26 protein-coding genes and 4 tRNA genes are annotated in these 25,183 nt (G+C 44.1%); 18 read left to right on the forward strand and 12 right to left on the reverse strand.

Translation table 11 applies throughout. The features are described from left to right. Positions 1-39 precede the first annotated feature (39 nt). The 6 genes from BLQ60_RS05195 to gatC form a co-directional block, all read right to left on the reverse strand. Complete coding sequence (locus BLQ60_RS05195; RefSeq protein WP_143005185.1) at positions 40-666, reverse strand: hypothetical protein; 627 nt, start codon at positions 664-666, stop codon at positions 40-42. Between the two features lie 3 nt (positions 667-669). Continuing rightward, a complete protein-coding gene (locus tag BLQ60_RS05200) occupies positions 670-1,134 on the reverse strand; it encodes a hypothetical protein (RefSeq protein WP_092616967.1) in 465 nt (154 codons plus the stop codon). 129 nt (positions 1,135-1,263) lie between these two features. Continuing rightward, positions 1,264-1,440 (reverse strand): hypothetical protein, encoded by a 177-nt coding sequence (locus tag BLQ60_RS14030; RefSeq protein ID WP_171259052.1) that lies wholly within the window; start codon positions 1,438-1,440, stop codon positions 1,264-1,266. Between the two features lie 335 nt (positions 1,441-1,775). Continuing rightward, positions 1,776-3,251, reverse strand: a complete 1,476-nt coding sequence (gene gatB / locus BLQ60_RS05205; protein WP_092616969.1) for an Asp-tRNA(Asn)/Glu-tRNA(Gln) amidotransferase subunit GatB — start codon at positions 3,249-3,251, stop codon at positions 1,776-1,778. After that, positions 3,251-4,729, reverse strand: a complete 1,479-nt coding sequence (gatA, locus tag BLQ60_RS05210; protein ID WP_092616972.1) for an Asp-tRNA(Asn)/Glu-tRNA(Gln) amidotransferase subunit GatA — start codon at positions 4,727-4,729, stop codon at positions 3,251-3,253. Before gatA ends, gatB begins: the two co-directional genes overlap by 1 nt. An 80-nt stretch (positions 4,730-4,809) precedes the next feature. Then, complete coding sequence (gene gatC / locus BLQ60_RS05215) at positions 4,810-5,124, reverse strand: Asp-tRNA(Asn)/Glu-tRNA(Gln) amidotransferase subunit GatC (protein WP_092616975.1); 315 nt, start codon at positions 5,122-5,124, stop codon at positions 4,810-4,812. Between the two features lie 140 nt (positions 5,125-5,264). On the opposite strand from gatC, the gene BLQ60_RS05220 reads away from it, so the two are divergent. From BLQ60_RS05220 to BLQ60_RS05245, 6 genes are all read left to right on the forward strand, one after another. Next, on the forward strand, positions 5,265-6,299 hold the full coding sequence (locus BLQ60_RS05220) for a rod shape-determining protein (protein WP_244515963.1): 1,035 nt from the start codon (positions 5,265-5,267) through the stop codon (positions 6,297-6,299). 159 nt (positions 6,300-6,458) lie between these two features. After that, positions 6,459-7,256 carry a rod shape-determining protein MreC gene (mreC, locus tag BLQ60_RS05225; protein ID WP_244515973.1) on the forward strand — a complete coding sequence of 266 codons (798 nt, stop codon included), beginning with the start codon at positions 6,459-6,461 and terminating at the stop codon, positions 7,254-7,256. Further along, entirely contained in the window at positions 7,243-7,737 is a 495-nt protein-coding gene (gene mreD, locus BLQ60_RS05230; RefSeq protein ID WP_092616982.1) for a rod shape-determining protein MreD, read from the forward strand. Before mreC ends, mreD begins: the two co-directional genes overlap by 14 nt. Beyond that, positions 7,722-8,285 carry a Maf family protein gene (locus BLQ60_RS05235; RefSeq protein ID WP_092616985.1) on the forward strand — a complete coding sequence of 188 codons (564 nt, stop codon included), beginning with the start codon at positions 7,722-7,724 and terminating at the stop codon, positions 8,283-8,285. Before mreD ends, BLQ60_RS05235 begins: the two co-directional genes overlap by 16 nt. A 48-nt stretch (positions 8,286-8,333) precedes the next feature. Continuing rightward, positions 8,334-9,788: a ribonuclease G gene (rng, locus tag BLQ60_RS05240; protein WP_092616988.1), complete on the forward strand. Its 1,455-nt coding sequence runs from the start codon at positions 8,334-8,336 to the stop codon at positions 9,786-9,788. 122 nt (positions 9,789-9,910) lie between these two features. Continuing rightward, the gene (locus BLQ60_RS05245) at positions 9,911-10,132 is read left to right on the forward strand and encodes a PA1571 family protein (protein WP_092616991.1); all 222 of its coding nucleotides are present in this window, start codon (positions 9,911-9,913) and stop codon (positions 10,130-10,132) included. Between the two features lie 202 nt (positions 10,133-10,334). Here the strand turns inward: BLQ60_RS05245 and BLQ60_RS05250 are convergent, their stop codons facing one another. Both BLQ60_RS05250 and phrB read right to left on the reverse strand, forming a co-directional pair. Next, a complete protein-coding gene (locus BLQ60_RS05250; protein ID WP_092616994.1) occupies positions 10,335-11,714 on the reverse strand; it encodes a WS/DGAT/MGAT family O-acyltransferase in 1,380 nt (459 codons plus the stop codon). A 192-nt stretch (positions 11,715-11,906) separates the two neighbouring features. After that, positions 11,907-13,319: a deoxyribodipyrimidine photo-lyase gene (gene phrB / locus BLQ60_RS05255; RefSeq protein ID WP_092616997.1), complete on the reverse strand. Its 1,413-nt coding sequence runs from the start codon at positions 13,317-13,319 to the stop codon at positions 11,907-11,909. A gap of 120 nt (positions 13,320-13,439) precedes the next feature. Between phrB and trxC the strand changes: the two genes are divergently transcribed. Together trxC and BLQ60_RS05265 are read left to right on the forward strand one after the other, a co-directional pair. Beyond that, positions 13,440-13,862, forward strand: coding sequence for a thioredoxin TrxC (gene trxC / locus BLQ60_RS05260; protein ID WP_092616999.1), 423 nt, complete (start codon positions 13,440-13,442; stop codon positions 13,860-13,862). A 110-nt stretch (positions 13,863-13,972) separates the two neighbouring features. Next, the gene (locus BLQ60_RS05265; protein ID WP_092617435.1) at positions 13,973-14,392 is read left to right on the forward strand and encodes an acyl-CoA thioesterase; all 420 of its coding nucleotides are present in this window, start codon (positions 13,973-13,975) and stop codon (positions 14,390-14,392) included. A gap of 144 nt (positions 14,393-14,536) precedes the next feature. Here the strand turns inward: BLQ60_RS05265 and BLQ60_RS05270 are convergent, their stop codons facing one another. Beyond that, complete coding sequence (locus BLQ60_RS05270) at positions 14,537-15,037, reverse strand: DUF4442 domain-containing protein (RefSeq protein WP_092617002.1); 501 nt, start codon at positions 15,035-15,037, stop codon at positions 14,537-14,539. Positions 15,038-15,098: 61 nt separating this feature from the next. Continuing rightward, entirely contained in the window at positions 15,099-15,587 is a 489-nt protein-coding gene (locus BLQ60_RS05275; protein WP_092617005.1) for a YajQ family cyclic di-GMP-binding protein, read from the reverse strand. An 88-nt stretch (positions 15,588-15,675) separates the two neighbouring features. Between BLQ60_RS05275 and BLQ60_RS05280 the strand changes: the two genes are divergently transcribed. Next, positions 15,676-15,987, forward strand: coding sequence for a rhodanese-like domain-containing protein (locus tag BLQ60_RS05280; RefSeq protein WP_092617008.1), 312 nt, complete (start codon positions 15,676-15,678; stop codon positions 15,985-15,987). A gap of 121 nt (positions 15,988-16,108) precedes the next feature. Here the strand turns inward: BLQ60_RS05280 and BLQ60_RS05285 are convergent, their stop codons facing one another. Further along, positions 16,109-16,702 (reverse strand): dual specificity protein phosphatase family protein, encoded by a 594-nt coding sequence (locus tag BLQ60_RS05285; RefSeq protein ID WP_092617011.1) that lies wholly within the window; start codon positions 16,700-16,702, stop codon positions 16,109-16,111. A 113-nt stretch (positions 16,703-16,815) separates the two neighbouring features. Beyond that, the gene (locus BLQ60_RS05290) at positions 16,816-17,457 is read right to left on the reverse strand and encodes a peroxiredoxin (RefSeq protein WP_092617014.1); all 642 of its coding nucleotides are present in this window, start codon (positions 17,455-17,457) and stop codon (positions 16,816-16,818) included. 462 nt (positions 17,458-17,919) lie between these two features. Here BLQ60_RS05290 and secA point away from each other — a divergent pair, with 462 nt between their 5' ends. The 9 genes from secA to BLQ60_RS05335 all read left to right on the forward strand — a co-directional run bounded on the left by secA (position 17,920) and on the right by BLQ60_RS05335 (position 25,034). Further along, complete coding sequence (gene secA / locus BLQ60_RS05295; protein WP_092617017.1) at positions 17,920-20,652, forward strand: preprotein translocase subunit SecA; 2,733 nt, start codon at positions 17,920-17,922, stop codon at positions 20,650-20,652. 230 nt (positions 20,653-20,882) lie between these two features. After that, positions 20,883-21,392, forward strand: coding sequence for a hypothetical protein (locus BLQ60_RS05300; protein ID WP_092617020.1), 510 nt, complete (start codon positions 20,883-20,885; stop codon positions 21,390-21,392). A 59-nt stretch (positions 21,393-21,451) separates the two neighbouring features. Continuing rightward, a complete protein-coding gene (locus tag BLQ60_RS05305) occupies positions 21,452-21,820 on the forward strand; it encodes a hypothetical protein (RefSeq protein WP_092617023.1) in 369 nt (122 codons plus the stop codon). Between the two features lie 52 nt (positions 21,821-21,872). Continuing rightward, positions 21,873-23,093 carry a bifunctional glutamate N-acetyltransferase/amino-acid acetyltransferase ArgJ gene (gene argJ / locus BLQ60_RS05310; protein ID WP_092617026.1) on the forward strand — a complete coding sequence of 407 codons (1,221 nt, stop codon included), beginning with the start codon at positions 21,873-21,875 and terminating at the stop codon, positions 23,091-23,093. A gap of 277 nt (positions 23,094-23,370) precedes the next feature. Beyond that, positions 23,371-24,432, forward strand: a complete 1,062-nt coding sequence (gene nadA, locus BLQ60_RS05315) for a quinolinate synthase NadA (RefSeq protein WP_092617029.1) — start codon at positions 23,371-23,373, stop codon at positions 24,430-24,432. A 126-nt stretch (positions 24,433-24,558) separates the two neighbouring features. Further along, a tRNA-Pro gene (locus BLQ60_RS05320) sits at positions 24,559-24,635 on the forward strand. Positions 24,636-24,728: 93 nt separating this feature from the next. Beyond that, positions 24,729-24,805, forward strand: a tRNA-Arg gene (locus BLQ60_RS05325). A 31-nt stretch (positions 24,806-24,836) separates the two neighbouring features. Further along, positions 24,837-24,912: transfer RNA gene (locus tag BLQ60_RS05330), tRNA-His, on the forward strand. 45 nt (positions 24,913-24,957) lie between these two features. After that, positions 24,958-25,034 (forward strand) — tRNA-Pro (locus BLQ60_RS05335). Positions 25,035-25,183: the final 149 nt, after the last annotated feature.

Raw genomic sequence — 25,183 nt, forward strand, 5'->3', positions numbered from 1 at the left:
TATTTGAACTTGGTTGAGTAAATTGGTAATTTCGAACATTTATGAACTTGGATTTTCTAAAAAAGAAAAAAGTGCAGCCCATAATCCAATTTTTACTCCATGACCACGATAAGTGTAGTCTCTCCAATGTGCATTTGGATTCGCAGCAAGAACAAAATCAAATGGTGCATAAAGCTCATGAATTTCATTTATTCTTTCTTGTGTAATGGCATATTCATTAATAAATACAAAGGTAATATCTCGACCATTATGACGTTTAACAGAAACTTTTCTGTTAGATGTGAGTTGATAGCTTTTAACGTTAAAATTATTTCCTAAATTCTTCATGATGTATTCAGAATCTTTGTTAATGAAATTTGAATAGGCGGTTTTTGTATCATTTAACAACCTAAATAAATCACTACTTGTACCATAACTAATATTATTTTCTTTTAATAATCGAATAGCGTCCTCATCTAGGAAGAAATTTTTCTTATTACACAGTAAAAAATCAAAAGTATAAGTATTTAAGAGGGTTTGAAGCATTTTTCCTGTTAATTTTTCATTAAAGTTAGAAAGAGATAATAGTTCAGGTCGATTATCTTTCGTACTTATTTTAATAAGATTACCTTCTTTATTAACAGTTTCAACATTTTCATGAGCCCTTAAGCTTTTCAACCAAGCCATCATTTAATCCTTAAAAATTTGAACTATATTTTGGGGGAATGTTCGATTAGGTAAGAAGTTTAATTCATGACAGGATTTGAAGTCCGTAACATGGTCTTCATATTCATGAAATAAGTTACGTTCTTCTTCAGTCATAAGTAAGATGTTATCAGAACATATATCTCTAATTTTTTGATGATTAGGCAGCATTATTTCTTTAACTTTTTTGCGCCATTCATCAGTTGAGTTACCTTCTAAATCGTAAAATGCATCATTACTTTCGTGTGGGCCATATTCAATAAAAATTTGATAGTTACGTTCCCACAAAGGTTGAAGTTGCTTGTAAATTTGCTTCCTTAGCACGCTTTTTCTATTTTTAAATTTTCGAAAAATCGAAATAAATAATGGAATAACTAGTGCAATTAAACCAATGACCCATCCACTAAGTCCGACATCTTGTATATGATCTAAAGAGAATAGCTTATGCATAAAAATCTCACATTAAGTGAGTTTTTTATAACATAATGTCAACTAATTAGCGACTAATTCTACCGAGTAAATTCTTAGAAACCTAAGACCTTTCCCCAACAACTATGCTGGGGAAAGGTTGTTTCAAACTTAGCGCGGACCGCCACCTTCACCATGGTCGCCGCCACCGCCGTGATCACCACCACGACCTCCGCCATCACTATGACCGCCACCGCCCCACCAAAATGGATCAAGTAGCATACAGCCTGAAGTTGCGAGCGTAGTGATCACCATCACCCCTGCAACGAATAATTTGATTTTGCCCATGTCGATTCCTCTTAAAACAATCGTCCCCATCATGACGCCTTTAAAAATCAGTTAAAGCAGAGTTTGGGCGTGATTATGTAAGGTAAGATTCATGCTTTGTTCATGGTTAGAGAGGCAAAGATCAATAAATCGGTGGCTGACAGCGAATTCACGGTGAAAATTTGATTTGTAATTTATCTAATATATTGATCTATCTGTGCTTAATTTTTTTATAAAATTTTTGAAACGATTCTGTCTAGCCCAAAATGAAACCCAATGAAAAACCCCATAAATTGCATTCAACTTATGGGGTTTTATTCTCAAAACCTGATCGTTTTATCAGGTCATGATTATTTTCAACCAATCAATTTTTTCATCAACTCATTGACCTGTGCAGGATTGGCTTTGCCTTTAGAGGCTTTCATCACCTGACCGACCAAACCGTTAAAGGCTTTGTCTTTACCAGATTTATATTCCTCAACCATCTTTTCATTGGCAGCCAACACGTCTTTGATGATCGCTTCGATCGCCCCTGTATCGGTTTCTTGTTTCAAGCCTTTTTCTGCAATGATCACATCGGCAGTCTTGCCTTCGTCCCACATATAGCCAAACACTTGCTTGGCGATCTTACCGCTGATGGTATTGTCGACGATGCGTGCGATCATGCCACCGAGTTGCTCGGCAGATACAGGTGATTCGCTCAGCTCTAAGCCTGCTTTGTTGAGCGCACCTGAGAATTCGCCCATGACCCAGTTGGCAGCGACTTTACCTTGCTTCGCACCGCCTGATGAGGCAACCACAGCTTCGTAGAAATCTGCCATTTCACGAGATAGTGTCAACACATGCGCATCGTACTCAGTCACAGCAAATTCACTGACAAAGCGTTCACGACGTGCCGCAGGCAATTCAGGCATTTCCGATTTGATCGCTTCGATTTGCGCATCTGCGATCACCACAGGCAACAAGTCTGGATCAGGGAAGTAACGGTAGTCGTTGGCTTCCTCTTTGGAGCGCATTGAGCGAGTTTCCATCTTGTTTGGATCGAATAGGCGAGTTTCTTGGTCGATGCTACCGCCGTATTCCAATATTTCCATTTGACGTTCGATTTCCACATTGATGGCTTGTTCAATGAAGCGGAACGAGTTGATATTTTTCAGTTCACAACGTGTGCCAAACGGCTCATTTGGACGGCGAAGCGACACGTTACAGTCGGCACGGAACGAGCCTTCTGCCATGTTGCCGTCCGAGATACCAAGCCAGCGCACAAGGGTGTGAATTGCTTTAACATAGGCAACAGCTTCTTCGACCGAACGCATATCAGGCTCAGAAACGATTTCAAGTAACGGCGTGCCTGCACGATTGAGGTCAATGCCTGACATGCCGTCAATCGCATCGTGAATCGATTTGCCTGCATCTTCTTCCAAATGTGCACGAGTGACGCCAATGCGCTTCACTGTGCCATCTTCAAGCTGAATGTCGATGTGACCTTTGCCAACGATCGGATTGTCCATTTGGCTGATTTGATAGCCTTTCGGTGAATCAGGGTAGAAATAGTTTTTACGGGCAAACACAGAGGCTTGGTCGATATAGGCATCAATCCCTAAACCAAAACGAATGGCGAGATTGACCACTTCTTTATTCAGTACAGGAAGCACACCCGGCATGGCTAAATCAACAAGGCTGGCTTGGGTGTTTGGGTCTTGACCAAACTCGGTGGATGAGCCAGAGAAAATTTTTGAATTGGTCGCCAGTTGCGTGTGAATCTCAATCCCGATCACCACTTCCCAGCCGTCAATGAGATTTGATTTAGGCTTGTTCTGAACTTGAGCCATTATGCATTCTCCTCAGCAATCGCCGCACGTTGGGTGTGGAAGTCGGTGTGTTGTTGATATTGATGGACGATGGAAAGGAGCTGCGACTCTGACCAATAGTTCCCAATCAATTGCAAACCGACTGGAAGTTGATTTTGATCAAAACCAACTGGTGCATTGATCGCAGGAAGACCTGCCAAATTCACCGCAATGGTATAAATATCACCGAGATACATTTCAACAGGAGTCAAATCCGCACCGATTTTATAGGCGGTGGTTGGCGCAGATGGTGCTGCGATCACATCGACATTTTCAAAGGCTTTTAAGAAATCTTGTTGAATTAAGCGACGGACTTTTTGCGCTTTGACATAGTAAGCATCGTAGTAGCCTGCTGATAGGGCATAAGTACCAATCAAAATACGGCGTTGTACTTCTGCACCAAAGCCTTCCGAACGAGAGCGTTTATATAGATCGAGAATGTCTTTCGGTTCGTCACAGCGATAGCCGTAGCGCACACCGTCATAGCGTGACAAGTTTGAAGACGCTTCAGCAGGAGCAATCAAATAATAAGTCGGCACGTAGGCTTCGGTCATGTTGAGGTCGATCTCAGCCAAGATGGCGCCAAGTTCTTCTAGCTTTTTCAAGGACTCTTCAACACGCGCTTTGACATCACTCGCCAAGCCATCGACATTGAAATATTGCTTTGGAATACCAATGCGTAAACCTTTTAAAGCGGTGCTATTCAGGTTTGCCACATAGTCATCAACCGATTTTTCCATTGATGTAGAGTCTTTGGCATCGTGTCCAGCCATCACATTCATCAAATAGGCGCAGTCTTCGGCTGAACGTGCCATTGGCCCGCCTTGATCAAGCGATGAGGCATAAGCGATCATACCAAAACGAGAAACACGACCATAGGTTGGTTTGAGACCTGTCAGTCCGCAAAATGATGCAGGCTGACGAATTGAACCGCCTGTATCTGTACCCGTAGCAAACGGTGCCAGATCGGCCGCAATCACCGCAGCCGAACCACCTGATGAGCCACCCGGCACATGATCAAGCGCCCACGGGTTTTTGGTTGCACCAAAGTATGACGACTCACTGGTCGAGCCCATGGCGAACTCATCCATATTGACTTTACCTAGCGTGACTAAGCCAGCATCTTTGCCTTTGGCAACTACGGTGGCGTCATAGGGCGAGATGAAGTTATCCAGTATTTTAGAGCCCGCAGTGGTTTTGATGCCTTGGGTGCAGAAAATGTCTTTATGCGCAATCGGGATACCAGTTAGCGCAGTGGCATTGCCAGTTTGACGCAGCGTATCGGCGGCATCGGCTTGGGCAAGTGCTTGTTCAGCAGTCACGGTGACATAGGCTTTGACTTGGCTGTCAATTTTGGCAATACGGTCAAGATAATGTTGGGTTAGCTCACGAGAGGAAAACTTGGCTTGGGCAAGTCCTTCGGAGAGCGCTCGGATAGAGAAACGATGTAAATCGGTCATAACAAATTAATCTGTGCAGTTATTCTTGGAAAATGGCGCATGCCACATCTGGCAGTCGTGAAAGATTGAATGTTGAAAAATTATTCAATCACTCGAGGCACCACATACAACCCATCTTGTGTTTCAGGTGCGACAGCCTGATATTGCGCACGCTGGTTGCTTTCGCTGACGATATCGTCACGCAGTGGTTGTGGATGATCAAATGGGCTTTTCAGTGGCTCGATACCGTCGGTATCAATGCCTTTCATAGTGTCCATCATTTCCAGAATTTTATTTAAACTTTGTGCATAATCAACACATTGCGAGTCGTCTAGCGAAAGGCGTGCAAGGTTTGCAATCGCAGAAACTGTTTCGGCATTGAGATCATGATCATGTTTTGCATTGTCAGCAGACATGTGTTCACCTTATCCGTTATCAAAAAAAATCAAATTATCGTGCGTTATAATAAGCGATTGACTTGTTCAAAGCATCACATTTCGTTAAAGTTGCCATCTTGAATCTTCACCTGATTACACAGAGAACACTCGTGATTTTTATGAAACGCATTTTTGGCTGGTTCTCACCGAATTTAGCCATTGATCTTGGGACTGCCAATACACTGATCTATGCACCTGAACGTGGCATTATTTTAAATGAACCAACCGTTGTGGCGATCCGTCAAAGTGGCTCACAAAAGATCGTGGCGGCTGTGGGTGAAGATGCCAAACAAATGCTTGGTCGTACTCCTGCCAATATTTCGGCGATTCGTCCGATGAAAGACGGGGTGATTGCCGACATCGAAGTTACCGAAACCATGTTGCATCAGTTTATTACCAAGGTCAATGAACGTGGCTTGTTGCCAAACCACCCGAAAGTGGTGGTCTGTGTGCCGTGTAAATCAACTTTGGTTGAACGTCGTGTGATCCGTGAAGCAGTCTATAACGCAGGTGCGCAAGAAGTGCGTTTGATCGAAGAGCCAATGGCTGCGGCGATCGGTGCGGGTATGCCTGTTGAGCAAGCCTGTGGTTCGATGGTGGTGGATATCGGTGGTGGTACCACTGAAATCGCCATTATTTCACTGCAAGGCTGCGTCTATGCGGATTCACTGCGTGTCGGTGGTGATATGTTTGATGAACACATTATCAACTATGCCCGTAAGGCGCATGGCTGTGTGATCGGTGAAACCACGGCGGAGCGCATCAAAAAAGAAGTCGGTATGGCATATAACGATGGCAAAGCTGAAGAAATTGAGATTCGTGGACGTAACTTGGCAGAAGGTGTGCCACGTTCATTTGTGATGAATTCTGATGAAGTGTTATCAGCGATTTCTGATCCACTGCAAAGCATCGTCAGTGCGGTGAAAACTGCGCTTGAGCAAACCCCGCCAGAGCTATCTTCGGACATTGCAGAGCGTGGTATCGTGTTGACGGGTGGCGGTGCATTACTGCGTAATTTGGATAAATTGCTTGCGCAAGAAACAGGTTTGCCTGTTGTCGTGGCTGAAGATCCACTGACCTGTGTTGCTCGTGGTGGCGGTAAGGTGTTGGATTACTTTGATAATCCAAACCATGAAATGCTATTTATTGAATGATTGATTAGTAAAATCAACTATCAATAGAATCAGTCATTCATCGAATGATTCATTGAGCCAATCATTCATTGTTTTTCTTCACATAAGGATAAGGACTAGACGGTGCAAACGATTATTACCAGACAGCCACCGTCTGTTCGTTCTTTTGTGCTTGCGGTGATGTTGTGCTTTGTCACCATGTTTATCAATTGGCGCTTTCCACAGGTGATTCAACCTGTTCGAGATGTGCTCAAAGCGGCCTACTTTCCGATCTATGCTGTAGCCAATTATCCTGTGCTTTCAGGCGATTGGATGAAGTTGCAACTCAAATCTGAACAAAGTCTACGCCGTGAAAATATTGCACTACGAGCCGAGCTGTCCCAAGCCAAAGTTCGATTGCAAAAACTCTCTGAATTGTCCGCTGAAAATACCCGCTTACGTGGTCTGGTCGATACGCCATTGATTATCGATGGGCGCATGTTGATCACAGAAATCATTGGCGTGGATCCCAACCCGTTAAATCACATCATCATCATCAATAAAGGTAGCAGTGACCAACTGCAAGAAGGGCAAACTGTACTTGATGATCAAGGCATCATGGGCCAGATCATCGCCGTCTATCCGCACAGTTCACGGGTGATGTTGCTCTCTGATAAAGAAAGTGCGCTCTCGGTGCGGATTGATCGGACAGGTATGCGCTCGATCATCTCGGGCAAAGGTGACTATGGCGAGCTAGAGATGCAATATGTGCCGACCAGTGCTGATGTCAAAGTCGGTGATTTGGTGTATAGCTCAGGGCTTGGTGAACGTTATCCTGCGGGCTATCTGGTGGGTACCGTGAAAAAAGTACAACGTCAGCATTCGGGAGAATTTGCGCAGATTTTGGTGAAACCTGCGGCACAGCTTTCCAGCGGACATAATGTGGTGGTGCTATTTTCTCAAGCACTGACGCAGGAGCAGCCCAATGCAGCTCGCTAAAAAAGAAAATTTCCAAAGTCGTGATCCTTTAGTCGCCATTATCATTTCGGTGGTGATTGCTTCGGTATTTACGGTCTATCCTGTGTCTTATTTTCTCAGTGGTTGGCGCCCGAGTGTCATGCTGTTGGTGATGTTATTTTGGGTGATGTGCCAACCAGCGTGGTGTGGGGTGTGGTTTGCATTTATTGTCGGCATTTTTACTGATTTGTTGATGGAAAATCCGCTGGGTGTTAATGCGCTGAGTTTCGTCATGATCGCTTTTTTTGCCCGTTATTTCACTCGAGATAAACGCATCATGACGCAAGCCAATCTATGGGTGATTGCCGTGATTGCCATCGTCTTTCATTTGCTGATGTTGTGGTTATTATTGGTGATGGCGGGTAATGAAATCGGCTTGATACGGCATTGGCAGGCGCTACTCAGCAGTGCAATCCTCTGGCCTGTGGTGTATTGGGGATTGAAAAAATGGCGAGCCGTATAATCCTTGCTTCGGCATCACCTCGACGCAAAGAATTATTAGAACAAGTGGGTGTTACATTTGATGTTGCACCTGCTGATGTCGATGAGACGCAATTTGCTGGCGAGCATATTGAACACTATGTCAAACGTGTGGCAATAGCCAAAGCCCAAGCGATTTTAAGCCAATTCCCCGATGCGACGGTGATTGCAGCCGATACGACGGTGGGTGTAGATCAGCAGATATTCACCAAGCCGATGGATGAACATGATGCGCTACGCATGTGGCGACAGCTTTCTGGTCGTGATCATGTGGTGAAAACCACAGTGGTTATTGCCAAAGAAAACAAAATTTGGCATGACACCGTCAGCACCTTAGTTTATTTTAAAGTATTAGATGATGCTGAAATGCGCCAATACTGGCAAACGGGCGAACCTTGTGATAAAGCGGCAGGCTATGCCATCCAAGGACGAGCCGCGGCTTGGGTGACTCGGATTGAGGGAAGCTATAGTAATGTGGTGGGATTGCCACTTTTCGAGACTTTGCAGTTGCTTGAGCACTCCTTGGCGTAAGCGCAACAACAGATTGAACAGATTTTATTTTTAAGTTTTAGGTTGGGTATGGCGGAAGAGTTACTGATTAATATTACCCCGATGGAATGCCGTGTGGCGCTCATCGAAAATGGCACAGTGAATGAATTGTTCGTAGAGCGAACGGTCAAGCGTGGTCTAGTTGGCAACATTTACAATGGTAAAATTGTGCGTGTATTGCCAGGGATGCAAGCAGCATTTGTTGAAATTGGGCAGTCTCGGACTGCTTTTTTGCACTTAAATGATATGGTTTGGCCTCGCACCCAAGCTGCACCAAATATCTTTGAAATGCTACATCCGGGGCAAGTGGTGTTGGTACAAGTGATGAAAGATATGCTCGGCAGTAAAGGTGCACGCCTCACCACCGACTTATCGATTCCTTCACGTTATCTGGTGTTTATGCCCTTTGGTAATCACACGGGTGTTTCGCAAAAGATTGAAATTGAAGAAGAACGTGAGCGTTTACGTGACATGATTGATCGCTTGCAAGCCGAACATCAGCTCCCTGGGAGTGTGATCGTGCGTACTGCAGCAGAAGGCGTGACCGAACAAGCGCTCAGCCAAGACATGGCGTATTTGGCAAAGCTGTGGAAATTTATTCAAAAGAAACAAAAAGAAGTTGATGCCACGGCGCTGATTTTTGAGGAATTGCCACTGCCTGAGCGGGTGATCCGTGACCTTGCCAATACTGAAACCCATAAAATCTATGTCGATTCACGTGAGATCCACACGAAGCTACAAGATTTTATTGAAAAATTTGTGCCCACCATGCAAGGGCGGCTCAACCATTATCCCGGTGAAAAACCGCTTTTTGAACTCTATAACGTCGAAGACGATCTGCAAAAAGCCTTAAAAACCCGTGTTGATTTGAAGTCAGGTGGTTATCTGATGATTGATCAGACCGAAGCCATGACCACGATTGACGTCAATACAGGTTCTTATGTTGGCGGGCGTACCCTTGAGGACACGGTCTTTAAAACCAACCTCGAAGCCACACAAGTCATCGTACGTCAGTTGCGCTTGCGTAATCTCGGCGGGATCATCATCATTGATTTTATCGACATGCAGGAACAAGCACATCGTGATGAAGTGATGCGTCTGCTTGAAAAAATGCTCGAAAGAGATCATGCCAAGACGAAAATTACCCAAGTCTCTGAACTGGGATTGGTCGAAATGACCCGCAAACGCACACGAGAATCATTAGAGCACTTGCTTTGTGAGTCGTGTCCGACCTGTCAGGGGCGAGGTTACGTCAAAACCGCAGAGACAGTGTGTTACGAAATCTTTCGAGAGATCATGCGATTTGCAAGAGCTTACCAGTCGCAACATGCCTATACCATTGTGGCGCATCCGCTGGTGATTGATCGCTTGCTCACGACAGAAGCCTCTGCTGTAGCGGATTTGGAGCACTTTATCGATCGTGTGATCAAATTCCAAGTCGAAAATTTATACACCCAAGAGCAGTACGATATTATCTTGAGTTAGCAAAAACTACCAAGCTGTAACAAATTGCGATAATCGTTTGTTACAACTGGAGTTTTACTTTTTTGCACCGCTCGATAATACTTGAATCATCGTCAATATAGCCAACAATTGAACTTTTGCAGATGCCAAAGATTGATCATTTTGATCCAGAAGTTCAACTGAAAGCCAAAGAGGTGAATACTATGGGTGCAACTAAAACGCTTTTAAAAACTGGTGCAACGGCGATTGAAATGACACGTGTAAACCGTTGCTATATGGTCTCTGATTCGGGTGAAGAAGTCCGTGTGACTAGAGAGATGATTCAGATGGCATGTCATCAATTGTTATCTCGTTGCCGTAAATAATACTTTTGACTGGTTGTATATTTTTAATTTTTCTCCTGCAATACGTTTCTCAATAATACAATTTCAAAAGTTTTATCAGGATGATGATTGATCGTCTGTGGCAATGATTTGGGTTAAATTCTTCTCCATAAAATCTCCACAAAATGAAGTTAAAAAAGTAACGCCAGTCTAAGACTGGCGTTACTTTTTGCGTTCACTATCATCAGGCGGTGGTTTTCAGCTCAGTTTGATAACTAATCTGACACAGTTGCTCAAAGGTCTGAATTTCATCTTCAAGCAGTGCCAATAAGTTTTGCATACTTGGCAAAGTTTGACGACAGGCGGTCAAACCTACTTCCAATTTATCCAGATAGCTGGTCATGGTGATATTTAGCGCCTGTCCATCTAAGACGATAGAGACGGGATACAGCGCATCAAGTACTGCACCATTCCAATATAAAGGATCTTTTGGCCCAGGTACGTTCGAAATCACGAGGTTGAATGCTTGATTCTTCGGCATAAGGCCTGACAACATGTTGGCACCCGCAGGACCGTAAACCAATGCACTATAATTAAAGATCTGCTGTGTGGTCATGCGTTTAAAGCGGTCTTTGGCATTTTGCATACTACGTTGAATGATGGCAATACGATCAAGTGGACTGGCTTTGTGAGTCGCAAGATTCGCCAGAATCATAGTGATGTTATTGCCCGTGCTCGAATCATCTGAGCGCAATGATGCGGGAACCATCGCAATCAATGGACGTTTTGGCAGTTGATTGATCGACAGCAGGTAAGAGCGAATCGCTCCAGCACACACGGCAAGCACCACATCATTAATTGTAGTGTGCAAGCAGGTTGCTATATCACGAAAGCGTTGCAAATCAAAAGACTGTGCCGCAAAACGGCGTGATGCGCTAACCCGTTGATTCAAAATCGATGCAGGGGCCTGTGAAGTTGACACATAGTCTGGATTTTTACCACGCTCTTTGGTAAATGCGTTGAAGAGTTCTTTTGATACAATCGGCGCTGCTTGCATTTGCGATTTTGCAAATTTGGCAATGGTTTTGATGGTATTGACTGGTTTTGGCTCAGGACGTTTGAGTTGATTATTGCGGACGCTCCACGGCGGGACAATGGTCTCATGAGGCGATTTTGATAAAGATTTTTCGATCAGACGCATGCCTGCCACGCCATCAATCATCGCATGATGGATTTTAAAATACATGGCAAAGCGATTGCCTTCAATCCCTTCGATAATATGACAAGTCCACAGCGGTTTAGCACGATCAATCAGCGAGCTATGCTCTTGAGAAATATAGGTTAATAATTCACGGATACGACCGGGTGCAGGCAGTGAAATATGGCGAAAATGATGGTCTAAGTCAAACTCTTGGTCGACATCCCAAAATAGCCCACTTAAGACTTGGTTAAATGGTGCAACAGGTGGTGCTTTTGAGCGTCGAATATCTTGAACCAAATCATGAATAAAACTGGCTGGTGAATTTTCAGGTAATTTAAATAAAAATAATCCGCCGACATGCATCGGTTGCTGTCTTTTTTCTAAAGACAAAAAAATAAAATCAATAGGATTGAGTGGTCTCATATTGTCTGCCTTATATCCTGAAAGTGTTGTCCTTAAAACTTCTGAATAAATTCCGTTTTATTTATTCATAGTAGCATAGGGCGATTGAGATTGAATAGCAACTACACAATATGGACTGAGCATTCATCGAAAATAAAGTGAATTTTTAGGTGCGTACCCTTTGAAAAAATTACAAACTGAATGTTACTTGCTTTACAGGTTTTGAAACGCTTCCAATGCCCTTAGTCGACTCTGTTTTAAGTCGACAATCGGTTTTGGATAATCCACGACCGTTTTATTTTGTTTATACGGCTCGTGAATGGCTTTGTCATCCAAATGGGCAAGCTCAGGCAACCATGCTCGGATAAATTCGCCGTGCGGATCAAACTTCTTCGACTGGGTGATGGGATTGAAAATCCGAAAATAAGGCACGCTGTCTGTACCCGTTGATGCGCTCCATTGCCATCCGCCATTGTTGGCAGCGAGATCACCATCAATCAGATGTTGCATAAACCATTGTTCGCCCGCCCGCCAATCGATTAGTAAATTCTTCGTTAAAAACATCGCCACGATCATGCGTAATCGATTGTGCATCCAACCTGTCTGTTTGAGTTGTCGCATCGCTGCATCAATGATGGGAAAGCCTGTTTCACCATTTTGCCATGCACGTAAATCTGCATCGCAATCTCGCCAAGGCAAGTTTTTGGTTTCGTCTTTAAAAGGTTGATGCTTGCTGAGTTTTGGGAATCCGTAGAGGAGATGCGTATAAAATTCACGCCACAACAACTCATCAAGCCAAATACGCACACCTTCATTACCTGAGAGCAGGTCGCCATCGGTGTTGATTTGCGCCGCTTTAATGCATTGCCGAATGGATAATAACCCTGCATTCAAATCACTGGAAAGTTGGCTGGTAGAGTGCAATGCTGGAAAATCACGTTCGATGTGATATTGGTTAATGTGTTGATCGATAAAATTGTCCAATCTCTGCCATGCTTCAGCCTCACCGACTTGCCACTGTTGTTGTCGACTTTGTGGCACTGGGGCGAAGCCGTCGATACGACTTGGGATCATGTCAGAAGAAATATTTAATTTGTTTTGCTTTTTTGGTTTTGGATAAAGCGTAAGCTGATGCTGTAAATGCTCTAGGCGCTCATAGCAAATTTTCTTAAATGCGCCAAAGACTTTGTAATATTCATTGGATTGGTTTTTGATTGAACCAACAGGAAATAACAAACGGTCGTGATGCGCTTCAAAGTCTATGTCATGCTTCGAGAGTTGTTTGGCAACGGCTTGATCACGACGAATTTCATTAAGTCCATATTCTTGATTGCAAAATACTTTTTGGATATTGTACTTTTGACACAGTGCTAAAATCTTATCGCCACAATCTTCCCACAACTCACAGGTTTGAATCAGCAACGGTATATTCAGATCGGCTAAATCCTGAGAAAGTTGTTGTAATTGGCGCAACCAAAAATCCACTTTGCAATCGGCATCATCGTGCAAATTCCATTGTTTAGGACTAATGATAAACAGCGCAACACAATCGTTCTCGTTTTGTGCAAAATGGAGGGCGGTATTATCATGAAGCCGCAAATCGGTGCGAAACCACATTAAGTTCATGTTAGGATAAAGAGCATCAAATCAGTTTGCAGATAATGTAACATGCAGAAAAATATGAAATTGTATGAAATATTTTTCGCATCGTCGATTGGCTAATTTGCTGAACTCAGGAGAATATCAATGATCGTGGTCTGTCCAAGTTGTTTTAAGAAAAATAATCTGCCTGAAGACATTGCCGTGAGTGAGGCGCAGTGCGGGCAATGTGATCATGATCTGTGGTCGAGTCAGCCGATTGCGCTCAATGACGACAACTTTATGTTGTATGTGCCCAATACCGAATTGCCTGTTTTGGTGGATTTTTGGGCAGAGTGGTGCGGGCCATGCAAGGCGATGGCACCAACTTTCGAGCGACTGGCGGGTGAGTATCAAAATGTCCAGTTTGCCAAAGTCGATACAGAAGCTGCGCCAAAACTCAGCCAATTTTTTCAGATTCGCAGTATTCCCAGTCTGATTTTATTTAAGCAGACCACACAGCTTGCTCGTTCCGCAGGGGCGATGAATGCAGGACAGATGCAAGCGTGGCTAAACGCCCAGTTAAATTAGTTTTCTGGGATTTCCTACTGCGAGCAGATCAGGGAATTTAGCCTAAAATCAGTGGTTTTGGTGTATAATCTGCGCTTCATTTCTATGCTCATAGGCAAATTATGCAAACCATGCTCGACCCAACACAGCCCCAAGGCACGCTCTCTCTACAGACCATTGCGATGCCAGCGGATACCAATTGGAGTGGTGATGTATTTGGTGGGTGGTTAGTCTCGCAAATGGATTTGGCTGGTGCAATTCACTCGGAGCGCATCAGCAAAGGGCGCTGTGCAACGATCTCGATTCATGAAATGACCTTTTTGGTGCCTGTGAAAGTCGGTGATGTGATTACCTGTTATACCGACACCATTCGTATCGGCAATACCTCAATGCAAGTGCATATCGAAGTATGGAGCAAAAGCCCGCATCGTGAAGGCACGGCGAAAGTAACAGAAGGCACATTTACCTTTGTTGCGCTGGATGAAAATGGTCAGAAGCGACCGATCTCAGAAGACATTAAAAAAATCTATGCTGCCAATGGTAAAGCATAATTTAGATTCAGACTTTACTGCATTATTCGCATAAGGTATTGTTGTTTAGAAGAAACCCATTCAGTATTGCACCGAATGGGTTTTTCTTTGCAAGAAACCGTCTTAAATCATACGCTGATTTAGATCAAGTTGAAGCGAGTACCATTAAGCCGATTTTTTCTTTTTTGGTAACCACGCCCAAACCATTTTGCATTGAATCGGCGCTTGCCCCGCATCATCGACGACATGGATTGGAATGTCCAAATCGCCTTTTTCATGATCCAAAATAAATTGCTGTTGCTCCGCACTCAACGTAGCCGTAGCGGTTAAGCCGCCTGAAGCAACCTTGAGATAATCCACCTGCAATGTTTTGATCAATAAAATTCGATCGTCAGGCACATTCAAACCTGTGACAAAGCCTGTTGCGGTTTCCGCCAAAAGCGCCATCGCTGCCGCATGCACGCCTTTGATATGGTTTTGCATATTGCGGTGGTTTTCGATGCGCACCACCACTTTTTCTTTACTTACTTCGAGATAGCGAATATTGGCAGTACCGACCATCGGCACAATCCGACCAAAAGTTTTGCTCCAGATCGTGGTGCGTAGTGCACGCGGGAGTTTGCTGGTCGCTTGCACGACTTTGTAGAGGCGATTGTGTTTGGCCATAGGACACCTGTAAATCAGAAAAATGGAGAATGGTTTCGGAGCTTACGACAAGGATCTCGGATTAATCTTTGAAGTTGTTAAATTGTAACGGCACGCCAAATTGCTGTTCACGTAAGAACGCCATCAAGCCTTGCAAGGTATCACGTTTCTTATCGGTGACACGAATCTTGTCGCCTTGAATCGAAGATTGCACTTTAATGCCACTTTCTTTAATGGCTTTATTAATTTTTTTTGCGGTATCTGAGTCAAGTCCATCTTTGAGTTTGATCACTTGTACGAAGTTTTTGCCTGATGCAGCAGCCTTTTGCGGGTCGAGGGCTTGGATGTCGACTTTGCGTTTGAAGAAATGATTTTCCAGCATGCTATAGACTTGCTCACACTGAAAGTCGCTTTCTGTGGAGATTTTGATCTCTTTGGATTTTTCATTGAGCTCAATCGAAACGTCTTGTCCACGGAAGTCAAAACGGGTGGCAATTTCTTTTTGGGTGTTTTGCACCGCATGGTTCACTTCAAAAATTTCTAATTCAGAAACAATATCAAAAGATGGCATAACAATAGACCTTTACAACATGAAATAATACTGAGATGCTAAGGGGGTTTTCTGTTTTTGCCAAGTGTTTTGATCAAAGGAGCGCAGAATGATCCGCAAGCAAGAAATTACCACCTTCGACCGTCCAGAAGGTGCGATCATTTGGGATGTACGTGATTCTAAATCTTTTGCCGAAGGTCATTTGCCTGGGGCGGTTAATCAACCTATCGATCATATCGATGCCCAGCAACTGCAAGACGTACCAACGGGTACGCCACTGTATATCTTGTGTGGTGGAGGCAGTAAAGCGCCACGTGCTGCAGAGCTACTCGAAGGCTTTGATGATTCCCGTGAATATGTGGTATTGATGGGTGGGACACGTGCCGCAAAAGCAGCAGGAATTGACTTAGAACAGGGTTAATTGCTCAGGTCAAAATTGTAAATAAATTTAATTTTCATCGCATAAGATGGTGGTGAAATCAAAATGGCGCACATATGGCGCCATTTTTTTGGGGTTAAAAATTTTACGTTAGTTTACTGAATTACTTGGATGGGTTGTCTGTATTCAGTTGCACTTTTAACCAATCAATATTGTCTTGGGTAAAGAGCTTGTCAATATTGATCCAAATCGGATGAAAGCCATAACCACCAAATTTCATTTCTTTCACTGCATCGTCGATCTGCCAATGTTCAAACAAGATGCGATACATCGCCACCATTGTTCCTGTACGGTCTGAGCCGTGATAACAGTGCACTAATACTTGCTGACCTTGCGATTTCGCATCCTGAATCTGACGCATCACCGCAAGTACATCATTCCGATCAATCGCCCAAGTGTGAATCGGCTGATGAATCAAGAGAAAGTCTTGATCGTGAAATTCTTCGGCAGTTTGGTTGCGAGAACGCAAGCTGATAATACGGTCAATACCGAGCGCTTTCAGTTGTGCGGATTGCTCCGCAAGTGGCTGTTCACTGCGATAGAGCGTTTCGCTAATTTTAAATAAATTTTGGTCGTTATCTACGCTTTGCCCCCAATGTGTTGGGCGTTCACTCGGCGCAATACTTGGATGTTGTGCGCAAGCGTTTAAGAGTAAGACTGTCGAAAGCAATGTGATTTTTAAGATGTGCATATACATATTGTAAAAACATATTAAGAGAAATAAGAAAAGACTACCTAAGTATAGATGGATGATTCAGACAAAGAAAAACAGCCCACAAACATGCAGGCTGTATCTTGTAGAGCGTTACATTAGTCCTTATTTGGCTGTGGGGTGAGGCGCAGATATGGCGTTACGGCTTTATAGCCTTTCGGGAAGCGTTCATTCAATTCTGCCTCATCTTTGATTGAAGGCACGATCACCACATCATCACCTTCTTGCCAGTTGGCAGGGGTGGCGACTTTATAGTTATCGGTCAACTGCAACGAATCAATCACACGCAGCACTTCATTAAAGTTACGACCTGTTGATGCAGGATAGGTAATGATCAAACGCACTTTTTTATTTGGATCAATAATGACCAATGAGCGCACAGTCGCTGTTTCGCTGGCGTTTGGATGGATGAAGCCATATAACTCAGACACTTTACGGTCTGCATCCGCCAAGATTGGGAAGTTTACCGTGGTATTTTGCGTTTCATTAATGTCATTGATCCAACCTTTGTGCGACTCAACATCATCCACAGACAGCGCAATCGCTTTGACCCCACGCTTGGCAAACTCATCTTTCAGTTTTGCGGTAAAGCCCAGCTCAGTGGTACATACAGGTGTGTAGTCTGCTGGATGTGAGAACAACACCCCCCAACTGTCGCCGAGATAGTCATAAAAACTGATTTGCCCTTCGCTCGAATCTTGTTGGAAATCAGGTGCGGTGTCGCCAAGACGTAAACTCATTTTTCTATCCTCTATGCTTTGCTTTATCTATTTCAAATATATCGCATTCCAATATAACGCATCAGCAGGGTCATCAAATGCCTGCATAAAACATAATATGCACCCAATCTAAATCATTGCAAAGTGATGTTTTTGTATTTCTTTATCAGAAAATTTCATAATACTTTTTAAATGATTGATCGCACTAGGCTTGTCAGCGATTTGCGACGATGGTGCGTTGATGTAGCGTTTTGTAAAGTTTTGAAGTGCTGCGATTCACAAAACTCGATGAAAAAATTGCGAAAACCCCTTGTACTTGAAATTTCTGTCCTCATAATATCCGATGCGTAGGTTTTTCTTGAAAATACATAGATTTTCTAGACAGGTTGTCTGGGTTTGATTCGGTGATCATCGCATTGGTTTTAACACGAACTGAATCACCATTAAATATGACAACTTGAACAGATACAGAGAGTTATATACATGTTGGCAAGTCTGGTCGGAGGTATCTTCGGTACAAAAAATGAGCGAGAGCTCAAAAGAATGCGTAAAATCGTAGAACAAATTAACGCACTAGAACCGTCGATATCCAGTCTAAGCGATGCAGGCTTAACTGCAAAAACCCAAGAATTTAAAGAACGTTTCCAAAAAGGTGAGAGTTTAAACAAACTCATGCCTGAGGCGTTTGCGGTGTGTCGTGAAGCGTCAAAACGTGTCATGGGCATGCGCCATTATGATGTGCAGTTGATCGGTGGTGTGACCTTGCATGAAGGTAAAATTGCCGAGATGCGTACAGGTGAGGGTAAAACCTTGATGGCAACGCTGGCGTGTTATCTCAATGCCTTGAGTGGCAATGGGGTGCATGTGATCACGGTCAATGATTACTTGGCACAGCGTGATGCCGAGTTAAACCGTCCGCTGTTTGAGTTTTTGGGATTGAGTGTTGGTACGATTTATTCGATGCAAGCGCCAACGGAGAAATTCCACGCATATCAATCCGACATTACTTACGGTACCAATAACGAGTTCGGTTTCGATTATTTGCGTGACAACATGGTGTTTTCACTGGAAGAGAAGAAGCAACGTGGCTTGCACTATGCCATCATCGATGAGGTCGATTCGATCTTGATTGATGAAGCACGTACACCGCTGATTATTTCGGGTCAAAGTGAAGATTCATCGCATCTATATCAGATGATCAACAATATTCCACCGAAGTTGCATGCTCAAAAAGAAGAAAAAGTAGCCGATGGCGGACATTTCTGGATTGATGAAAAGCAACGTCAAATCGAAATCACTGAAGTTGGTTTTGAAACCATTGAAGATGAATTGATTCAGCTCGGCTTGCTCGAAGCGGGCGATAGTTTATATTCTGCAAGTAATTTGAATTTGTTGCACCATGCAACCGCTGCGATTCGTGCACATTATCTTTATCAACGTAACGTGCACTATATCATTGGCTTGAATCCGACTTCACAAAAGCAAGAAGTGATTATTGTCGATGAGAATACTGGGCGTACCATGCCTGGGCGTCGTTGGTCAGAGGGTTTGCACCAAGCGGTCGAAGCCAAAGAAGGTATGGAAGTCCAGCCTGAAAACCAAACTATGGCGACCACCACGTTCCAAAACTATTTCCGTCTGTATCGCAAACTGTCGGGGATGACAGGGACAGCAGATACCGAAGCTGCGGAAATGAAAGAGATTTATGGTCTAGATGTAGTGATTATTCCAACCCATCGTCCGATGGTGCGTAATGATCAAAACGATCTGATCTATTTGACCAAAGATGGTAAATATAATGCCATTATTCAAGAGATTACACGGATTCGTGAAGCGGGTGTTGCGCCGATTTTGATTGGTACAGCGACCATCGAAGCCAGTGAGATTTTATCGGATAAGCTCACACTCGCAGGCATTCGCCATGAAGTGTTGAATGCCAAACAGCATGAGCGGGAAGCAGATATTATTGCCCAAGCGGGTAGTCCAAACTCCGTCACCATCGCGACTAACATGGCGGGTCGTGGTACAGATATTTTGCTCGGTGGTAACTGGCGTGCCAAGTTGGCGCAGATCGAAGAGCATACCGAAGCCGATGAACAACGTCTACTTGCAGAGTGGCGTGACAATAACCAAGCGGTACTTGATTCAGGTGGTTTGCATATTATTGGTTCTGAGCGCCATGAATCACGCCGTATTGACAATCAGCTCCGTGGTCGTGCAGGTCGTCAAGGTGATCCTGGTGTATCCCGTTTCTACTTGTCGCTTGAAGATGACTTGATGCGTATCTTTGCGGGTGATCGTGTGGTGGCGATGATGCGCAGCATGGGGCTGAAAGAAGATGAAGCGATTGAGCACAAAATGGTGTCACGCTCCATCGAAAATGCACAGCGCAAAGTCGAATCTCGTAACTTCGATATTCGTAAAAACTTGCTCAAATATGATGATGTCAACAATGAGCAACGTAAGATTATTTACTCGCAACGTGATGAAGTGTTGTCTGAGCCGAGCTTGCAAGCTGGCATTGAAGATATGCATCGTGATGTGATGAAAGGTATGATCGGTAACTTCATTCCACCAGAATCGATCCATGATCAATGGGATATTGATGGTTTAGAAGATGCACTGCGTAAAGATATGGGTGTAGATTTGCCAGTTTCACAGTGGTTACGTGACAATCGCCGTCTAGATGAAGAAGGCTTGATCGAACGTATCACGGATGAAGTGCTATCACGCTATCAACAACGTCGCCAAAATATGGGTGATGACTCGGCAGCGATGCTTGAGCGTCATTTCATGTTGCAATCTTTGGATAAACACTGGAAAGATCATTTGGCGGCGATGGACTATCTGCGTCAAGGGATTCATTTGCGTGGTTATGCACAGAAAAACCCTGAGCAAGAATACAAAAAAGAAGCCTTTAATCTTTTTGTCAACATGCTTGGCGTGATCAAGTCCGATGTGGTTGCAGATCTGTCTCGTGTACATATTCCGAGCCCAGAGGAAATCGCCGAGCTCGAAGCGCAACAACAGCAACAGGCTGCGGGAATGGAGCTGAGCTTTGAGCATGATGATGTGGATGGCATTACCGGTGAAGTCACTGAAGATGCCAATCCTGACCATCAACCGCTACAAGAGATACCAGCGCCAGCCAGTCGTAATGCGCCATGTCCGTGTGGTTCAGGCTTAAAATATAAGCAGTGTCACGGCAAGATTTAAAGAGTTACAAAAAGGTAGCCCATTGCGCTACCTTTTTTATGTTTTAATAATGGCGAGTTTTCATTCGGTATTGGTCGTAACGCCTCGGGTTGTTTTAGACGGATTGCGTTGATGATGCCGACGGCATGGAAGGCAAATTCAAATTTAGCGTTGTTATCGCACTGTTCATGATAATCAAGTGTGATAAGAATGGATAAGTTGTAGGGTTAAAAGTGAGAAAGGTTAGTCTGATGAAATTAAAAACATTATTGATCGCCATGGCGACGATTTTACCATTTGGTATGAGCTATGCGAATGATGCAGTGAACACTAATGAGATTGCTGATCCTAATAACGCAGCGCCACTGACTGTCAAAGCGGCAACAGTTCAGGCAGCCACAGCTGCGCCAAGTGTGCAAGCAGTACAAGATCGACAAAATACCGTGATGGTTAGCCCAAGAACTGGCATGCGCTACACCGTCACCAACCCTGCAAATCGAAAAATTATCTTTCAAACTGAAGGCTTAAAACCAATCAGTGTACAAAATGTCGGGCGAATCAAAGCGACTAACCCAATGATTTCGGCTGAAAGTCAGCAACAGGCAGAGCAAAAGCTCTTGGATTTAGCAGGATTGTCTGCACCAGCCACAGCGCCGACGATGCCTGAATCGAACGGAGCAGAGCAAAACATGCCAAGCAATCAAGTGGCGTCAGGTACTGCACTAAGCACTACGCCTGCAACACAGCCTGTTGCACAATAAAGCTGTTTTTGAATCACTTCAACGTGTAATAGGTCGTTCAGCTCTTGGCTTTTTTTAAAATGACGATGATCATCGCCAGTAGTGCAATGCTACTGGCGTGTCAGCAGATGGATAGTCGCTTGCAAAAAGCCAAACCACAGCCTGACAGTGTCATTTATCAATGCGATGAGCAAGTGCGTATTGAAAAACAACAGCTCGATGAGCAGACCGTCCGTCTCAAAATCAGTGATCAGCTTTTTGATTTAACCACTTTTGATGCGCCTGATAAAAGCCAAAAATATTATAGTAGTGAACAAGGGCTACAGCCCGAGCAAGGTCTGCTGTGGATCGAAAATGAGCAAAGCGCTACATTGAAAAGTTTGATGCTGGATCATACTATCCAAATCGAGGATTACCCTGTAATCTATCAGTGTCAGCCAAGCTCTTAAAGCGATTCGCTGAACATTTTCTCTCATATCATATTTTTAAGGTCGATTTCTCATGGCAGTTGGTGACGTGTCTTTTCCAAAAATGCATTCTATTGCGGGTTTCACGATTGGAACCAGTGAAGCATATGTGCGTTATGCCAATCGACGAGATATGGTCATCTTTGAAATTGCCGAAGGTTCAAATGTAGCTGGTGTATTTACCCAAAGTGCATTTGCTGCAGCGCCTGTGATTTTGTCGAAGCAGCATTTAGCGGAAAATAGCACACGCTTCTTGATTGTTAATACGGGCAATGCCAATGCTGCAACGGGGACAGTGGGTCTAACGAATGCGCAGAAAACTTGTGAAAAACTTGCTGAACTGGCAGGTGTTGAACCGAACCAAATTTTGCCATTTTCTACAGGGGTAATTGGTGAGCAACTCCCGATTGAGCGCATGCTACAAGGTGTTCAGCCTGCATTGGATAATTTAAATGCAGACAGTTGGGAAGATGCAGCCTATGGCATCATGACCACAGATACCACCCCAAAAGGCGCATCTGAACAGTTTGAACTTGATGGTGTGATGTATTCCATGACTGGGATTAGCAAAGGTGCAGGCATGATTCGTCCAAATATGGCGACCATGCTGAGCTTTGTGGCGACCGATGCGCCGATTAGCCAAGCCTTGGTACAAAAATTACTTTCTACAACCGTCGAGCAATCCTTTAACCGTATCACGGTAGATGGTGATACCTCGACCAATGACTCCTGTATTTTTATTGCCACAGGTCAGGCGGGCGGTACGCCAATCGAATCGGAAACCGATCCACGTTATCAAGTCGTACTTGATGTGCTTTCACGGATTATGCTTCGTTTGGCGCAGTTGATCATTCGTGATGGCGAGGGTGCAACCAAATTTATCACGGTCAAAGTTGAAGGTGGGGCGGAAACCCAAGAGTGCTGTGATGTGGCATATAGCGTTGCGGATTCACCGCTGATTAAAACTGCATTGTTCGCTGCTGATCCAAACTGGGGGCGAATCGTGATGGCAATTGGTAAGGCGGGTGTGCCAAATCTAGATAGCTCAAAAGTCCAAGTTTGGCTCGATGATGTGCAAATCTGTTTGGATGGTGGTGCAAATCCTGACTATCGAGAAGAGATGGGTGCGGCGGTGATGCAACAAAAAGAGCTCACCATTCGCATTGATTTAGGTCGTGGTACAGCACAAGATACGGTCTACACCTGTGATTTTTCATACGATTATGTCAAGATTAATGCGGATTATCGCTCTTAATGGCGTGCAGATTTGCGCTGATGTACTGTCATGATTTTAGTATATTGACTTGAAATTGTGCCAAAACACATCATATTTATATCGTATACAGCAAAAGCATCGTGACAAATCAACGTGATTTTTATGATTTATGCTATGCTCCTTGCTGAATTTAATGCAGTTTTTGACTGCGACCCTCTATTTGAAATAGCCTAAGCCAAGTGTGCTTTGATATTTACAGCTTCTGTGTGAATGTCAGTTCAGTGATCACTCGCCATTTTATAGGATTGATACCTCGATGACCGAAAGTTTGATTGCCAATGATGCGAAAAAAATCGTAGAGCAACATTTGGATCAACTGGGACAACCCAAAGCACATATTCTCTCGTCAGAAGAAAAACAGCATAAATTTGCACTGATTGCAGATGAGTTAAAGCGCCAAGATGCTGTGCTTGTAGCGCATTATTATTGTGATCCTGAGATTCAAGAGCTGGCAGAGCTCACAGGTGGTTGTGTTTCTGATTCCTTGGAAATGGCACGTTTTGGGCGTGATCATCCTGCTACAACCTTGGTGGTGGCAGGGGTGAAATTTATGGGGGAAACCTCAAAAATTCTTTCACCAAATAAAACTGTGTTGATGCCAACACTTGAGGCAACCTGTTCGCTGGATTTGGGGTGTCCAATTGATGAGTTCTCTACTTTTTGTGATGCGCATCCTGATCATACCGTCGTAGTCTATGCCAATACTTCTGCTGCGGTAAAAGCACGAGCAGATTGGGTGGTGACATCGAGCTGTGCAGTAGAAATCATTGAGCATTTGGACAGTCAGGGTGAGAAAATCATTTGGGCGCCTGATCAACATCTCGGTCGCTATATTCAAAAGAAAACAGGTGCGGAAATGTTGCTGTGGGATGGTTCATGTATCGTGCATGAAGAATTCCGTTCACGTGGCATTGCCAAAATGAAAGCGCTTTATCCTGATGCAGCGGTGCTGGTGCATCCTGAGTCGCCTGAGTCGGTGATTGATATTGCAGATGCGGTCGGTAGTACTAGTCAATTGATCAAAGCAGCGCAAACATTACCGCACAAACAAATGATCGTAGCGACGGATCGGGGCATTTTCTACAAGATGCAACAAGCTGCACCAGATAAAGAGTTAATTGAAGCACCAACCGCAGGAGAGGGGGCGACATGTCGCTCCTGCGCACACTGTCCTTGGATGGCAATGAATGAGCTGGATGCGATTTTGCATGTGCTACAGCATAAAGATCAGCAAATCTTCGTTGATGAAGCGTTACGAGTGCGTGCTAAATTGCCACTCGATCGCATGCTCGATTTTACAGCGAATATGAAGCGATAGTTTTGTATTTTTAATAAACATTCGACTGTAAATACAGTGCTTTTTTGAACTTTGCTATTGACGAGAGGCGGTACGAAGCCTAGAATGCACTCCGTACCGCACTGAGTGCGATAGCAAAGCTGAGATCGGAGCATAGCACAGCCTGGTAGTGCACCTGGTTTGGGACCAGGGGGTCGTAGGTTCGAATCCTACTGCTCCGACCATTTATTTTTATCGATGCAATCCTGTTGCTAAATTAAAATTATTGGTCAGTCAATTCGGCGAACATATCGCATGATCGACGTATCATCCGTGAAGCGCCTGTAGCTCAGTTGGATAGAGCATCCGCCTTCTAAGCGGATGGTCACAGGTTCGAATCCTGTCAGGCGCGCCATTTGGTGGCTTGTATGATTTAAGAAGTGATGGTGGATGTAGCTCAGTTGGTAGAGCCCCGGATTGTGATTCCGGTTGTCGCGGGTTCGAATCCCGTCATTCACCCCAAGTTCTTAAGTGTTAAAATGCTTTAGTGATGAAGCATACCAGTTTCGGAGCATAGCACAGCCTGGTAGTGCACCTGGTTTGGGACCAGGGGGTCGTAGGTTCGAATCCTACTGCTCCGACCATTTATACTAAAATCCATTAATTATCCGCTTTAAGCGGTTTTTTTTATGCCTAAAATTCGTCAAAATTCAGTGCAAATGTGTAGTGCGAATAAAAAAACGAAGCAGATCTGCTTCGTTTTTTCTTTTGGGTTGAGGTTTTGGTGATGATC

It is taken from the genome of Acinetobacter marinus (assembly GCF_900096915.1).
In the GTDB taxonomy this organism is placed as follows: Bacteria; Pseudomonadota; Gammaproteobacteria; order Pseudomonadales; family Moraxellaceae; genus Acinetobacter; species Acinetobacter marinus.